At 65.0% G+C, this 16096-nt stretch carries 11 protein-coding genes; 1 reads left to right on the top strand and 10 read right to left on the bottom strand.

All coding sequences use genetic code 11. The features are described 5' to 3' along the window. Positions 1-56: 56 nt before the first annotated feature. From AB0M22_RS21455 to AB0M22_RS21410, 10 genes are all read right to left on the bottom strand, one after another. Positions 57-527 carry a hypothetical protein gene (locus tag AB0M22_RS21455; RefSeq protein WP_364729325.1) on the bottom strand — a complete coding sequence of 157 codons (471 nt, stop codon included), beginning with the start codon at positions 525-527 and terminating at the stop codon, positions 57-59. Next, positions 524-1912 (bottom strand): TraM recognition domain-containing protein, encoded by a 1389-nt coding sequence (locus AB0M22_RS21450; protein WP_364729322.1) that lies wholly within the window; start codon positions 1910-1912, stop codon positions 524-526. The genes AB0M22_RS21455 and AB0M22_RS21450 overlap by 4 nt, the downstream gene beginning before the upstream one ends. 472 nt (positions 1913-2384) lie before the next feature. Continuing rightward, on the bottom strand, positions 2385-3710 hold the full coding sequence (locus tag AB0M22_RS21445; protein WP_364729319.1) for an ATP/GTP-binding protein: 1326 nt from the start codon (positions 3708-3710) through the stop codon (positions 2385-2387). A gap of 248 nt (positions 3711-3958) precedes the next feature. Beyond that, positions 3959-5533 carry a hypothetical protein gene (locus AB0M22_RS21440; RefSeq protein ID WP_364729316.1) on the bottom strand — a complete coding sequence of 525 codons (1575 nt, stop codon included), beginning with the start codon at positions 5531-5533 and terminating at the stop codon, positions 3959-3961. Continuing rightward, positions 5530-7665, bottom strand: a complete 2136-nt coding sequence (locus AB0M22_RS21435) for a hypothetical protein (RefSeq protein WP_364729313.1) — start codon at positions 7663-7665, stop codon at positions 5530-5532. Before AB0M22_RS21435 ends, AB0M22_RS21440 begins: the two co-directional genes overlap by 4 nt. Positions 7666-7680: 15 nt before the next feature. Next, positions 7681-8214: a hypothetical protein gene (locus tag AB0M22_RS21430; RefSeq protein WP_364729310.1), complete on the bottom strand. Its 534-nt coding sequence runs from the start codon at positions 8212-8214 to the stop codon at positions 7681-7683. A 281-nt stretch (positions 8215-8495) separates the two neighbouring features. Further along, positions 8496-8846 (bottom strand): hypothetical protein, encoded by a 351-nt coding sequence (locus AB0M22_RS21425; protein WP_364729307.1) that lies wholly within the window; start codon positions 8844-8846, stop codon positions 8496-8498. A 146-nt stretch (positions 8847-8992) separates the two neighbouring features. Continuing rightward, entirely contained in the window at positions 8993-10348 is a 1356-nt protein-coding gene (locus AB0M22_RS21420; protein WP_364729304.1) for a ParA family protein, read from the bottom strand. Positions 10349-10419: 71 nt separating this feature from the next. Then, entirely contained in the window at positions 10420-11667 is a 1248-nt protein-coding gene (locus AB0M22_RS21415) for a M23 family metallopeptidase (protein ID WP_364729301.1), read from the bottom strand. Then, entirely contained in the window at positions 11667-13616 is a 1950-nt protein-coding gene (locus tag AB0M22_RS21410) for a cutinase family protein (protein WP_364729874.1), read from the bottom strand. Before AB0M22_RS21410 ends, AB0M22_RS21415 begins: the two co-directional genes overlap by 1 nt. Before the next feature lie 1293 nt (positions 13617-14909). Here AB0M22_RS21410 and AB0M22_RS21405 point away from each other — a divergent pair. Continuing rightward, positions 14910-15908: a GAF domain-containing protein gene (locus tag AB0M22_RS21405; protein WP_364729298.1), complete on the top strand. Its 999-nt coding sequence runs from the start codon at positions 14910-14912 to the stop codon at positions 15906-15908. The last annotated feature ends 188 nt before the right edge of the window (positions 15909-16096 follow it).

Here is a 16096-nt window from a genome sequence, read left to right as displayed (position 1 = left end):
ACCAGCTCCTTTCACTGTTCATCTCGGTTCACTCAATGGCTCATTGTTGATGGCGATCAGCTCCCGCCGCCGTGTGCGTCGTCGCTGTAGTGGTCCAGGTCGGCGGCGATGTATTCGGCAAGCCCGGCTTGGGTGGGCTGGGGTTGACGGGTGTAGCGGCAGTGGTTGGGTTGGCACGCGGAGAAGTCCGAAATTTTGGTGAGGCGTTCGACGGTGGGCCATAGCCATTGGGTGTGCCACGCCGTCGGGTCTTCGCGCGGCAGCTCGGTGGCTTCCTGCTCGCACCGGTAGGCCGCAGTGTGGGCGGCCATCAGAGCGGTGAGTTCCTCGCGCACGCCGTCGTGCTGGAACCAGCAGGAGGGGACACGGGAGCCGAGTTGGTAGGTGTGGCGTAGCCAGCCGACCCAGTCGATCAGTTCCTCCCACAACGTCGCAGCGTCTTTCTGGTCGAGGTGGCGCCAGCTGTAGCGGCACGGGTAGTACTGCGGCACTGAAGCTTTCGAAGCTGATGAGGCCGGTGTGTTCATTGCGGGTCTCCGTGTTCGTCAGTCGGGCGCAGGTAGTCGGGAACGACGCCGCTGGCGATGACTTGATCGAACAAGGCAGTGGAGGCGATTGCTTGTTCGCGCAAGCGGCCGACCTCCCACACGCTGGGAAGCCGCAGCAGGCACGCGGGTGCGTTGCGATATAGCAGCAGCCCGTGATCGCTGGGCAGTTCACGGATTTCGTCAGCACGGAGGACGGTGTCGTCGTGGAGTTGGTAGGTACGTCCGCCTTGGTGCAGGCTGGCTTCCCAGCTGCGGCGTTCCCCGATCAGCCGTGAGATGGCGGCGAGTTCGTCGGTGCCGCGCAGGCCGGGCAGGATCAGCATGGCCGGTGCGGACTGTGCCAGGACGCGTCCGCCTTCGCTCCCCCAACGCAATTCGTTCTGGTCCTGGTTGTGGGCGAAGGCCCACACGCAGATCCCTTTGCCGCCAGAGTCTGTCATGATCTGCGGCAGATCAGGGATCGGGGCCACGTTGTTTGTTTCGTCCAAGACGAGCCGGACCGGTGGATCCAGGCGTTTGCCTGGCATCCGTTGGGAGGCGCGGTCGGCGACGTGATGGACTTCGGCGGCCAGCGCGGCAACAAACGGTGCCATGGATCGGCTGCTGCCCCGCGACACCAGATACAGAGTGTTCGCCCCCGAGAGCACGAACGGTTCGACATCGAAGGACTTCGACAGCTCAACGTCGATGGCAGCCAGTAGTTTCGGTGACGCCAGGGGCTCGAGCAATCGTGCGGCGGCGGCCAAAACGTCGTCGGTGGATTCACTGCTCGATCCGAGGATCTGCTCGAGTTCGCTGGCCCAGTCCGGCAGGGTCTGGCTCAAAATGTCTACGGGAGTGCGGTTGGTGCGGGCCGATATCCACACTCGGACGTCGCGGATCGAGTAGTTCGCCGTCGCCGCGGCGTGCAGGCAGCATCGCAGCACCGTGGAGGCTTTCTGCTCGAAATAGGCGCCGTTTCGGGTGCCCTCGAGGGGCATCGCCCGTGCTGCGGCGTCGGCGCGGCGTATCGCGGTGTCGGGATCGGTGCAGCCGGCCAGGAATGACCAGCGCACCCCGGCGGGCCAGCCGGTCAACTCTTCCGGATCGAACACCGCCACCTTGCCTCGTTGAGCCCGGTGGGTGATGGTCGCGGCGACGAGGTCGGCTTTGGTGGTGGTGACCAGGGCGAATCCTGGTGCGTCGCAAACGCGTTGGTAGGCCACTCGCCAAGTCTTGCCTGCGCCGGTGGGTCCGTGCACGATCACCCCGTCGCGGTGTTGGAGGTAGACGTGCTCACGTGGCCGGTCGGCGAGAACACCGAGGTCGACTGCAGCCAGTGAAACGTCTGTGCTGCGGGCGCATAGCAAGTGCCGACTCCTCATCGCCGCCACCTCCTGAGCCATGATCGACTGACCAGACTGGGAAATTCGTGCCGAGCACGTTGGAGAGCTCCGTACCGGTTCAGGCCGACCCGTTGCAGGTCTGATCTGTTTGCCAGGCCGGGCCGGTGGCGGCTGCGGCGTCGGCTATCGATCTCATCGCTGCAGATGACCGCGGCCGAACACCACACCGTGCCGATCACGACGATGCATGTCCAGGTCAACCAGGCCGGTCCCGGTCGTGGCTCATTAGGCCACGCTGCGGCGGGGTCACCGGGGTTGCGGACCAGTCGACCCAGCGTCGGGACTATCTGCTCGGATGCGGGCAGACCGATCCCATGCCCAGCGAGCGCGGCGGAAACTACGCCGCCGCCGAAGACGCCGGCCACGATCGTGGTCACGGCATAGATCGCCAGGACGGCTCCTGCGGGTAGGACCGGTTCGCCGCGAACCGGATTCGGCAGTCGGCGCCCGGTCATGACGCGATTTCCTCGACGACGGCGTTGGTCTCATCGGGCGCTTGCCGTCCGGTGATCGCGGCGTCGGTGTCGGTGAGCAGGACCTCCTGGGGTGAGCGAATGTGGTTGAGCAGGAATGGATCTCGGGTACCGATCTTGACCAGGCACTGCCCGCGCCCCAACCGCATCAGCGTCTCTTCGGTACCCGCGGGCAGCCGGTACAGGCGCACCGTCTCCGCGGCGTCGTCGGCACGGGATTGCCCGAACAGCACCACGATGCTCGCCTCGCTCATCAACGCCCGCGCCGGAGAGTCAGCCGGCTGATCAGCGGGATGATGGAACGCGGCGATGGTCGAAAGGCCAAGTCCGCGGGAGAGTTTGACGTTGCCCCGGAACACCTCGCCGGTCGATCCAGCGGCGACGTGCCAGCCTTCCTCCACCACGAGGATCGTTTGCTCGTAGCGCGAGGAGCGTGCGGCCAGCTTGTTGGCCAACCAGGTGTTGGCGGTGGTCATCACCACCCGCAATGCGGGGCCTTCGGTAGGTAGGGCGCTGAGATCGAAATGCACCAGCGGATGGCTCTCCAGCGCGGTCCGCACGGCGGGGCTGGTGGGCGAATCGACCAGCCCGCGCAGGTCACGCTCGGCCAGGCGCAGCAGCGCCAGCCCAGGCTCGAGACCCCACTCCAGGGCCCGTTCGCCCCACCGTGGCCCAAATCCGTTGCCGTCTTCCACATTCGGGTCCAGCAGCCGCAGGGCCAAGTCTCGGATGACGGGATCCCTGCCTGCCTGGCGGGCTCGAGTGGTGACAGCCGACAGCGCCGCACCGACGGCGGCTTTCTCCTTCTCGTCCAGTTCGCGGGCCATGGCGTCGGTGAGGACTGCGATCACGAGTGCTTCTTGCCCGGCCGGGACGACTCCGTCGATACCGCCACGATGGTCACCGCGGGCGCTGATGGCCGGATCCAGCAGGTTCAGGCACGCGCCGTTACCACCGACTCGGAATCGGATGCTCTCTGCGCCCAGCGTCCGGGCCAGTGGGGTGTACTCGCCAACGCCGGCTTGGGGTTTCTTGTCCAGGATGACGACTTGGCGGTTGGCCACCAATTGTCTTAGGACACAGACGGTTTTGATCCACGAACTTTTCCCGCGCCCGATGTCACCGATGACCACGACGTTGATGCCGCTGGTTTCGCTGCCATAGGCCGCGAAGGCGTCGACGATTTCCAATTCCTGGGAGATCGTGTTCAGACCGGCGAGCACGCCGTCCTGGCGCGAGCGGCGCCGGCTGGTGGCCAGGTTCCAGGCCTCGGCTTGGCGCGTGGTCGTCCACGCGCCTTCCAACCGCGGCTCGTACCAGCCGTACCGGTCCAGCCTACGACGCCGCTTCGGCGCCGGGCACCGCACGAGTCCGCGCTCCGCAACATTTTCCAGCGTGATTGATCCACCGCCCTCATCCCCGTCGCCCGGCGCGTGTGGCTGGCGATGTCGATGTTTTAGATTCACGAAACCGAGTCGATGCCAACGAGATTCAGTCTTGCCGCGCTTCTCGCTGCGGGTACGAGGGTTTAATTGCATGGTTGCTCGTCTCCTTATCGCGTGTAGGGAGTGGCGGCGAGGCCACGTCCCAGGGGCAGGGTTGTGAACATCGCGACGTCGTGATCGTCAGTGGCCCAGTCGATGGCGGCGATGGCCGAATCGTTGGCGGCCTCTTCGACACGCATGCAGGCGCGATCTAAGTCATCGGGATCACGGCCGGTTACTGCGATCGCCGCGGCGTACACGGCACCGTGGTGTCCGGAGCCGGGCACCAGATCTCGTCGGCGACGACTGGAGGCGTTGGTCAAGACCTCGGTCGAACCGTCATCGAGCTTGCCGCGCTTGGCCTCCTTGTCTTTTCGCGCCTGATCGGCCGTGAAGTCACCGCGTGCGGCCGCGCGGGCCCGGTGCGCGGGCACAAAATCCAGCCGGACGCTGACGGTGCGGATGGTGGGCATCGGCGCTGTCTCGTCGTCACCGGGATCGGCTTCCACGCCGGTCAGCAACGGCGCCAACCACAACGGTCCAAGTTCGACGGGTTCGATCGAGCGTGGCCGGATGTAGCCGACGCGGGTCCGCCAGCAGCCCGTGGCTCCCACGGCGACGCTCTCGGGTCCGCCGATGTAGCTGGGCCAGCAGGTGGACCAGGTGGCGTCGCGATGGCGATCAATCTTGAAGCTGGGGTCCAGGAACGCCCGGATGATCGCGCACGCTCGCCGTTCACCGAGCACGTCTACGCGACCCATGCCAGCGATCGCGAGAAGCCTTGTGGCGCGTTCGGTTTCGTCACGAACCAGTTGAGCGATCGCCCCGGCGGTACTGGCGTGTTTGGTTCGGGCCAGCCGCGCGGTCTCGGCCATGAACGCCTCGCTCTGCGGAATACGCAGCACCACAAACGATCTGTGCTCCTCGGCCAACGGTGCGGTGAGGTCGATCAGTGCGCCATAGGATTCGACTGCGGGCCCCAGCCGCGGGTCGGTCAATTGTTGGACCCGGGCGTGTGCCCATCGGGTATGGCGGGTCATGTCGTGCGGGACGCTGCGGTGCAGCAGTTGGATGCCCCGGATGTGAGAGCCACTGCGCGCTAATTGCGCGAGGAACGTCCCGAACGATGCCGACGAGGCCGCGTAGGCACTGTCACCGCGTAAGCCGTCAGCGACTCCTTCCACCGCGACAATCACCGAATACGTTGTGCGTTCACCAGGATTGGCGATCCGCACGATGAACATGTCATCCAACCCTGTTCCCGTGACTGGAAGCGGTGCGGTGTTACCCAACGGCGGTGGGAATGCCCAGCCTGGGTCAAGCTCCGGGTCACCGTAGTGGGGGTCACTGGGATGGCGGTAGATGTGCACACCACGCCGGCGCCGCAACCGAGTGCGTGCGGTGTGGAAACGGCGGGCAGCCCAGGAGGGTTTGTCGCGCCATTCCATCGTGGCCGCGAACACCGACACCAGCTTGATGATCGCGGTCGCGATCGCCCAGACCTGCCCGCCACCGAGCACATAGATCGCAACCGCGGCGGCGAGGGCAACGGCCCAACTGATCAGGACCGGTCGTGACAGGCCCAGCCACGAGCGACGTGCGATCTCCCCGCCGAGGATCGAAGTCCGCGCCTCGGTACTCATGACGACTCCGACTCGGCGTCACCAGGCGCAGCTTCCGCGGTCGAGCGTGCTTTGCTCAGCGCGCCGCTGGCCGCCTGCGCCGCGATCGGCGCGGCAACCATTCCCGCCGACAACGCCGCCGAACCCACTCGCTGAACCGGCTTGGTCGCGGACCGTCCGGCCTCGCCAAGGCGACGCTTGCCGCCGCCCGAACCCGTGCGGTCGCTGGTGTTGCGGGCCAGCGTTTGTCCGAACTGTGATTCGGTCGCAGATCGGCCGTCGCTACTGCCCACCGTACGCCACCCCGGATCCACACCACCACCACCGTGACCGGCGGCCCCGGTGTCAGCGGGCCCGCTCTCGCGCCCACCGCGTCCTCTGCCTCCAGAGCCTCGGCTGCTCCACCACATCGCGGTACCCGCGCCGCCGACAGCGCCGGCCATCAGCGAGGGTGATTGTCCGAACCCGGCCGCGTCCGAGCGGGACGGCAGTAGTGGCGCGTAGCGCAGCAAGGACCACGGCGCGAGACCTGCCACTCCGAAAGCGACCACCACCAGGCACAGCTGCCCTAGTGTGCCGAGCGGTTGTTGTTCGGCGGTGTCGGTGAGGCCAGAGTCGATGACTCCGGTCAGTGTCGCTAGCAGCAGAAACAGCAGTGGCTTGGACACCACGATCGCGATGAACACCAGCACCGGCCGCAACGCTTTCTTGCGCCATTGCGGGTGCACCCACATCCCGAACCCGATCCCCGCGGCCACCGCCAGACACGGCAACGCCACCTGATGCATCAACAACCCCGCGAACACCGACAACGCACACACGATCAACAGCAGAAACAAGAACAACCCGACCAGAACACCACCAGCGATATCGGTCGCGGTCAGTTCGCCGGTGAATCGCTTGAGGTGGTCAATCATCTCGCCCATATCCGGGCCGACCATCCGAGCAATAGATTCCGAGGCCAGGTTCGCCGCCTCGACCAGCATCGCGGCGAGCATCGGCGCGAACAGCATCATCAGCACACCGGCGGGCATATACCCGAACAGGTCTCCGGCTATGGTTTTGACTGTTTCTCCGCGAGAGGCGGTGCGCCACAACGCCATCAGCGTCATCAACCCCATCACCATGACCCCGATCCCAGTGCTGAAGGCGTACCAGCGCAGAAACCACGCCGCGCCGGGGTCGAAGCGTCCGGTCGCGGCCAGCCCGTCGAGGACCTTCGCGCTCAGTTCCGAGGCACTGGCTTTCGAGGAATTGGCCCAGTCATCGATCACCGACTGCGGATCATCAACAAACCGCACCACTTTGCCGGTGAGATCCACTAGCCAGGCGAACGCCTGGGTGAAGGCTCCTCCGGCGGATTGCCCGGCGGCCCCGAACATCGCTTTGCCGAAACGGTCACTGAAGGAGGTGTTGCGGTCGCGCCACTGCGCGGTCCCGACGAACAACTTGCCGACGGCACGGTTCCAGTCCAGACATCGCACCAGATCCCCGGTAGCGGTGTCGGCGTGGGTGCAGTCGACGAAAAACGCGTGCACACAGTAGGACTGATGTACACCGCATGGATCCGTCCACGCCCGCCCCGGCACAGCAGAGAAATCTTCGCCCGTGGTTTTGGTGATCTCGTGCATCGATTGCCGGTCCGGGGTCTTGGCCCAGTCGAATCCCCACGCGTTCCATGCCGGGTTCGCCCAGCGTTTCGCATCCTCCGCACACACCGGAGAGGGCAGATGGAACGTTGCATCTCCGGCCGGAAACACCTTGGGCAGTAGCCCTTTCGGTGGCTCGATACCCTCCTGAATCCAACGTTCTACGTCCGGATTTGCGCTCGCCCCACCTAGCAACGTCTTCTTCTGCTCGTCGCTGGCCGACCAGTACGCCAGCCTGTCTTCGACGTCCATCACGGCGTTGACGTAGCCGCCGATATCACCTCCGCGGTTCGCACAAGTACCGGAAAACCATGGCGCGGTGCGGAATTCGTCGGTACCGCCGACGAACTGGCGCAAATCGGGCGGAAATCCATGCGGCAACGACTTCGTCGCCGGCGCCTGAGTATCGGGTTGAGCGGTCGCGGTCGCTACGCCGGTACCAGCCCCGATCGCTAACGCGCACAACACGGTCGCGATTACGGTGATCACCTGGTGTCGGTTCATCGCGTTCACCCCCAGCTAGTTGACGTAGACGGTGTAGTAGCCCGATTGCAACGGCTGGGTCAGCGGGGAGCCGGGGCCCGGCGCGACGACTTCGTCCGGCGATGGGCCGACGCGGCCGATCGCATCTTTGGCCTTCCAGTCCCCGCGCTCCCACACCAACTCCACCGTGTGAGTCGCCCACGCCGTCACCACCGAGGCGGGCGCACCCTCTGTGATCGCCGAGCGCGACACCGCGACCGTCCACACCATCACCTGCGCCGACGACGAGTTGAACACGGTGACGCTCACTGCTGCCGGAACAAGATTGACCACATCCGGACCTGTGGGACGGTCCCGCCCGATCTGCATCGAGCCCCGCAGGTGCGGGCCAGGATCTCGTGCCAGCAACGCGGCCCCGACCGCGTCCATCGTGATCCGGCCTTGCCCGGCCTGGGTCAAGGCCTGGACCGTGTTCACCGCCGCGGTCGCCGCGCCTTCGCGGTCTCGCGCGTACCCCACCGGGACACCATCACGCACGCCGGTCGGTCCGTGCGCGACCCGCACGCTCACAGCCGATCCGCGCCCATCCGCGCTATTAACACCGCACGAGCCCAGGCCCACCAGCCCGACAACACCTACCGACAGCGCGACGACACCACCGAACACGGCCACACGTGGCACTCGCGCCCAGCCTCGGCGACCTTTTCCCTCGCTGGCCTTGCTGGGGCGTTTCTGTGGGATCGACCCGTCGGCTGATTCCGGTGACAGATCAGCGAATCTGCTTGTGCTCCATCGCATATGCCTCACCTCCTGTCCATGCTGCGCACGGCGATTGCCTGTTCATGGGGTCCTCATCCGCCGACGACGAACAAGATGGTCGCCACCAGCGGCGAGGCCGCCGCGACGAGGCCGACCGAGATCAGCGCGTCTTGCAGCTCTTCCGACCCTTCGGACAGGTCGTTGGCATAGCCGCGGCTCTTGGCTCGCTTGACCTTGAACGCACCCACGATCACCCGCACCGAGGCGCCGATGATCACCAGCGCCCACACAAACGCCACGATCCGTTTCCAGGTGGCGTCCAAGGCTCCACCGAACAATCCGAAATCCGGGCTCACCCCACCTAGCGGGTTTTGAATGCCCTGCGCCGACGCCGGCGACACCCCGGCCAACGCCACCATCACTACGCTCGTCACCACCACCAACGCGCTACGACAAACCGTCGATAGCCGTTGTGGCCCATAGCATTTACCAACCATCGCGTCACCTCCTACCCAGAAACAGCCGACACACTCGCGGACCGCTCTACTGGTTTGCTCGACCCCCGTTGCTCCGCTACCGCTGATGTCTCTCACCAGTCCGAAGCCTGTTCATGACTGGACTGCACCCATGTGGGTGCCTGGTAGCGGCTGGTCCGCGATCCTGCACCTTCGTGCAACGCGTAAGCCAGCAGACGCCGATGAGCCAGCGATTCGTGGCTCTCACCCAGGTGGCGTGAGTCGGGAACAAAGGCTGTTCCGATCGGTATGTGTTGTGCAGCAAGGGTTTCCGCAACACCATCGGCGACCGCTGCGGCAACCTGTGACCATGCCCGAAGCGCCGGACGGGGCAACCGCGACACCACGATCCGCTCCCCTCCCGCCAGCATCGGGTCGAATGGCACACGCAGCACCCGCCCGACACCGGCACGACCCAAAGCCTCCGTGACCTCAGCCTGCTGATGAGTGCTCCCGCACTCGGCGAGCACGATGATCGCGTTGGCAGCCAATGTTTCGTACCCGGCATCGGCGATTCCATCGAGTAGTCGAAGAGCTGCTACCACGACATCGCGGCGGTTCACGACCGGCACCACGAGTTGGGTGGCGTACTCGACGCACCAGCGAAACGCGGGTGCGCGTTCGTTGTTGCCGGTATCGATCAGGATCATCGAGCGATGCCGCCGCAGAACAGCCAGGATCGCCGCACATTCCTCACGACCGACATTCACACTGCCGCTAGGGGTTTGGTCCGAAGCCAGTACCTCATCCAGGCTCGGCTGACGCTGTAACATCCGCCCCAAAGCAGAAGCATCTCCGTTGGCCGAGCACAACTCTCGCGCGTGCGCCAACACATCCCACACCGATTCCGGACCACTGCACGTTGCCGCACGTGCGCCCAGGGTCCCGCACGATTCGTTCGCGTCCCAGGCCACCACCTGCCCGCCCCGCAGTCTGCCGAACAACGCTGACAGCACCACTGTCGCCGGTGTCACTCCCGACCCACCCTTCGGGTTGGCCACAACGACCACCGGAGTCCCGGGAAGCGGCTGCCGGATCCGTTCCACTGCACGCCGATACGCCACCTCCGGACTCGACCGCGCAGGCTTGAGCCGCAACCCCGCGGCATTGAGAATTCCCCGCCAACCCCACTGAGCCGCAACGGTTTCCGCTCCTGGCGTCGGTCGCAGCAGCATCGACAACCGGACCTCCCGTGCCGCCACAACCTCCTGTACTGAAGGCGGGGCCGGCACCAGGTTTGCTTCCCCGACGCCATAGGGATCATCCGATGCCAGCGGCACATCAATCTCCCCCTCCGTCAGCACCCCGACCCCCTCGTCCCCGGCTTCCGCGGGTTCGGGTCGGCGAAGCCGTTGCCGCCGCAAGTCCACCGGCCCCTCCGCGGTGTATTCCGCCTCGCTATCCGTAGCGGGAACTCTGGTTTCGTCCATATCCGCCTCCTTCATCCGGTGATCCGCTGCCGTTACGGGAGGGTTGACCTCTGCCTCGGTGTTCGGACCGCTCATCGGCGCGCACCCCCTGCCACGCTCACCGCGGCCTGCCCGCTCTTGCCAGGCCGGTTTTCGGCGTCGAGTGCGGTCTGTGCTGCGGCGTATTCGGCGGCCATCCGGGGGATGGCTTTCACATATCCCAGGGTTTCGGAGTTCTGACACACACCGCCTTGGGCGAGCGTGCCTTCGGGTCCGCAGTTGTACATGCTCAGCCACAGCTCGGTCAGCTCACCTTGCAGCTTTCCGTGCGTCACAGCGTCTTTGGCGATTTGAACTAGTGAGCAGTCATAGGCTGCCTGCGACATCACCGCGTCGGGAATCGAGTAGATGTCGATGCGTCCGTCACCGTCACCGTCGATCCCGTGCCGGGCCCAGGTATCCGGCATGAACTGCGCCGGGCCCTGCGCACCGGCGGGGGAACCGGCGAACCGGTTGAATCCCGATTCCTGCCGCAACTGGGCCGCCACCAAGGGCGCCGACACCTCCGGGCAGGTACCCGCAGCCTTGCCGATCCAGGGTTCGTACTCACTGGGCACCGAACCCGGCCGTAACGAAACACCCTCCACTACAGCAGGACTCGGATTGCACCCCACCCTGGCTTTGGCCGATCCGAGCTCCCAGCGCGATCGCGAACTCTTGTGGGAACCATCCGATGTACCTGCGTGCACCGCCGGTATCACCTGTACACCGGTCGAGGATTGGCTCGCATGCTCGAGCCATGGCATCGGGTCGATCTGTTGCCCACCCTGGAGCCGCCCGCCGGGAACGACCTCGAAATGCAGGTGTGGTCCGGTGGATTCACCATCGCTGCCCACGGCACCGATCGGCTGTCCAGCACGGACGTCATCGCCTGGCTTGACGAATACGCCACCAGCACTCGTATGCCCGTACACCGTCGAGAGCGGGACACCATCCTCGGCGGTGTCGATGATGATCCAATGCCCGAACCCTTCCGCTGGCCCTGCCGCGACCACCCGGCCATCAGTCGCCGCGAGAATTGGTGTCCCCAACGGCGCCGCGAGGTCGACACCCTGGTGCACTGCGCCCTCGCGCATCCCGAACGGAGACGACACGGTGTAGGTACCTTCCGTCAGCGGCACCACCACCTGGCCGACCGCGACCCGCTGATAGGTACGGGGAATGTCAGGCAGGCAGTTCGGGTTCGGCGGCTTCCGGTCCCCTGACCCCAGCAGCAACACGACCGCGGCCACTAGCGCCACACCACCGACACCGAGCAAGCCGATCAACGGGACGGCCATCACACCACCCCCGCGACGTTGCGGATACGGGCGGAGAACCAATCAGTCAGCCAGTCAACGGCATTGCGCTGCCCATCGACGAGATAGTGCTCGTAGCCCTGATGAACACCGGAGGCGAAGAAGTTCGCCGCGGTGACCCCGTCAGATGCCAGCTGCGCAAGGGCACCTCCTCCTTCCCCACTGAGGCTGTCGCTCACCTGCCGCCCGGCTACGCTCAGTCTCTCGGTGCCACTCGCTATCTGTTCAGACCCGTCGCCGCGGCTGGCTGTGCCAGTGAGCGTGTCCACCGCCAGGCTCGCGAATCCCAGCATCGTCGGCACCAGTCCAACCAGTCGAGTCCCGACCTCTATCGGGTTGGCACCCTTGGTGATCGCCTCGGCGATTCCCCACAGGTCCTCCTGCAGCCGTCCGACCTGACGGGCCAGCGCTACGACGTTCAGGTTGTCCAACAGCCCGACGAGGACCGAGGCGGTCTGTGCGGTACCGGAGGTGTCCGAGATCATCGCGACCAGCTGTGACACTGTCCGCAGATCAACGCCGTCGGCGAGCACAACTAGCGGCTTGAACAGGGTATTCAATTCACCGAACAGTGCGTGCAGGGCCGTCACCTTGGCCACGGCGTCGTTCGCCTCATTGATTGCCGCACCGATCCGCGAGACCGTGTCCATGATCGCGGGCACGTTCGCCGCGAACTTCAACCCGTTGGTGGCGACATTGCTCACTTGCCCGACCACGACGGATGGCTTCAGAATGCCCAGCGCTCGCGACGCTTGCGCTAGCGCCTCCGGTGAGGACGAGCCCATCGATTCGGTCAACGGCGCAGTCGCCGAAGCCAACCGGCTCGTGGCGGCCGTCCCGTCATCGCCCCTCGGTGTGCCCGCGGACGATCCGCCAACGCGGCCGGCGAGTTCGGACAGCGACTCCATCGCAGTCGGCAGGTCCGACCGAGTCAGGCCGCCCACCACCTCGCCGGCGATCCGTTGTGGTGACCCCGCAGCATCATTCGCCAAACCCGCTGTTGCGCCGGGGTTCGCCTTCGCCCACGAAGCAAGCTCACCCAGCGGCCCCAACGCAGTCTGCAGCTCGTGCACCGCCGCCGACACACTGCCGGAATCGACACCTCCCTGTCCGGCCGACGCAACGACCTTCTCGACGCTGGCCCGCAAACCCCGCAGGTCAATGTTGCCGACCTCGGAGACCAATGACTCGATCAGTTGCGGCGCCGAGCCAGTGCCATCGTCGATCACCGGCGGTGCAGTGCCAGTAGGTTGTGTCAGGAGCCGGCCCAGTCCCGCCAGGATGGGGTTGGTTGAGGCGTTGGTCGCGCAGTATTTGTCTTGCTGCGCACAAATTTCGGCCGTCACCGCCGACAAGGCGCAGAACCCACCCGCGCGCGGACCAGCGATACCTTCGCCATCGACCTGCGGACCAACCAGCTTCCCGCCGTTGGTCCCCTGCCGCGGGTCAGCGATCAATCCCACCGCCAGGACCCGCTCCGCGCTGACCGGATCCCCGGAGCAACCGATCGACGCCGCGATATCTCCGAGCGCATCAGCACCCTGCGAGTAGCCAGCCAGCACGAATTTCGTTGCGCCACAGTGCTGCCCGAAGTCCTCGATGATCCGACGCGCTGCGGCGACGCCGGTCGCTTTGCTGTTCCCGTACGCCATCCCGTCGAACGCCGCAGCCGCATACGCCGGGAATCGGAAGGCGAACTTGTCGCCGAACTGTTCCGACAAGCGGGTCGCCACCGGACCTAGCAGGCCAACCGGCCTTGTCTCATCGGCCCGAGCATTCGTTTCCCACGTGCCAGGCAGGAACACGCCAGCCACCACAGGACAGTCGGCACCCGCCAATCCTGTACCAGGCCAAGGACTTCCCACGGCCGGTTCCGCAGCTGTCAAGCCGATCCCTACCAGGCACACGGTTCCGCCGATCAGCAACCGCATCACCATGGGACACCAGCGGGCCCGGACCCCGGCACTGACGGCGCCCTTCACGACGCATCCCGACTGGTTGACCGCTTCCGCGCCGCCACCCAGGCATCGACTGTCGACGCCTCGAGTTGCAGCGGGGAATTCTTCGCAAGTCCCGATTTCCAAGCCCGCGAATACAACTCGTGCCCAACTACACGCAGATGACGGATACGATCTGGCGAATCCCCCGTTCGAGCACTGATTTCCCGGATCCGCAGAATCCGCTCAGTCGACGCTTTACCTGCACCTCCGGAAGCGCAATCATTCATTTGCCCACCTCCACCGATCATGTCTCGCAACGTATTTCACGCGTCGAGCAGCCGGGCGATCGAACGCCCCATACAGGCCAGCCCAGGTCCGCGAATCTGCCCCGCAGAAGCAGGCACCAGCAACGCCGCCGTCGCATCGAGCCGGAATTCCGTCTACGGCCCGACGAATTGCCCGAAAGCCCTCATTCCCCGTTTGGAATTGCGATCCGATGCTGACGCAATCCACAACCGCATGAGCGCTCCGTACCGCCCTGGAGTCGTCGGCGTTCGTTGACCAGTCTTCGCAGACGCCGGTCGTCATCGACCAGTGCGTCGTAAAGCCGCTCCAGGCGTTCACTGAGTCCCGCATCTCGAAGGACAACCGGGCGCCGTTGAAAACGTTGAGCCGCTGGTTGATCCACACTCCGATTGTCGGCATTCACCACCGCAGCAGGTTGCCGAGAGAAATTCTTCATAGCGACCGCCTCCTCCGCCCGGTGCCAGGGAGTCGAAACTTCCTACTTGGGAAGAAAATTGGCCCCTGGTCGAGCACAGAGCTGCCATGCCGGTCGAAAGCGCTTGTCTCGCGTGGAAGATGCAGTCCCACCCGTATAGGTCGACAGCGAAATTCGCGTCAGAATCGTCCAGCCCTCGTCCGGTTCCGCTCTGCGGTTACCGGGAAACCCCTCAGAACAGGGCAATCACGAATGTAACTCACATCACAATCGTCCGCAACCTTCGCGCAATCCGCGAGCACGAAGCCCCGACGATGAGGGACGGCGGGAGGGGCACCCCATCCGAGCGATCGCTCGCCTATGCAACTCATCGGCGGTGTCACCACGGCGACCACAGTCGAACGCTCGAATCGGCAACCGGACAGCACCCGTCACGGCGCTCAGGTCCGCAGGCCTGTACCCCGGGAATCCGACACTGGCCATGCCAGACGTAGCCGAAGTGCAATCCAAAGCGATAGCCCGTATCGCCCACGCACACCGCATCCTGACCTATCGTCGAGATTATGGTCGCCAGCTGGATTCTGGTCGAAACACTTGGAGGCGGACCGCCGCGCGTGATCACGATCGGGCGACACGTTCGACCGATGCGGCCGCTGGAAAGCGAGCTTCGCGGAGCCCACCGCGAAGCAATCATCGATGCGATCGCCGGAGCCTACGAATCGAAAAAGCCCTACCGCGCCACGGCCAGATCCAGGGGCGTCCAAGTCATCTCGGAACCGTTTCTATCTCCCCTAGACATAGTCAACGCCGTCCAAGTGTGGGCAGGGCCGGAGTCCTCGGAGCCACCCGAACGCCTGCCCACCGGCGCATGGGTATGGGATGTCGATCGCGGCACATGCCTAGCCAGTCCGGACGTTCACGCGGTGTACCGAATGCCGCCAGAGAAGGCCCTTACCGAGATCTCCCGGGTGCAGTCGATGTTCGGTGTAACGACCGCGGCGCGACACCAAGAAGTCGCGCTGGCCCGGGTGATGGCCGGCCAGGTCGGAACCCAAGTCCACGAAGTATGGAAGATATGGCGCTACGACGACGTACTGCGCGATTTCCACTTCGCCGCCCGATTGTCCGTCGATAACGACGGCAAGCGCTGGCTCCACGGCGTCACCCAGGACATCACCGAAGGACCGTCCGCGATCGCGGACCCACTGACCTTCGCCGACAGCCTCATGGAAGCCGAAATGGCTTCACAAGCAGGCGCGCACGCAGCACTCGTCGACCTACGAACACTCACCGCGATCCGCTGGCTATCTGCCCCGATGCCAAGTGTGCAATGCGAGATGACCGGACATCCCGAACGCGATCCAGCGATACATCCCGAGGATGTCGCCACTGCGAAAGCCCTGGCCGAGGCGGTGCGGACGGCACCCGCCGAGGGCTGCATCCGAGTACGCAGCAGTGATGGCGGCTGGATCAGGATCAACATCGTCGCGTCCCTGGTCATTCTGGACGAAACCGTGACTCCCACCGCAGCACTGGTAAAGGTTCGTGCGGATAGTTCGTAACCCAACCGCCTATTTCACTGGACATTTTCCGGCAAACTTACTACTCTGCCGTATAGCATCCAGCTATCAATACTCGCTGGAGACGGCGGTTGCTTGTCCCTCTCGGCAGCGCACGTCCCGCTGACACCTGGTGGCGCTTTCGCTTAGGCGAAGGCCAGAACCAGCATCGTGTTTACGCGAGGAGACGG

This window comes from Nocardia sp. NPDC051756, from assembly GCF_040681495.1.
Taxonomy (GTDB): Bacteria; Actinomycetota; Actinomycetes; order Mycobacteriales; family Mycobacteriaceae; genus Nocardia.
The sequence above is the reverse complement of the archived record's forward strand: the minus strand, read 5'-3'. Positions and strand labels throughout refer to the sequence as shown.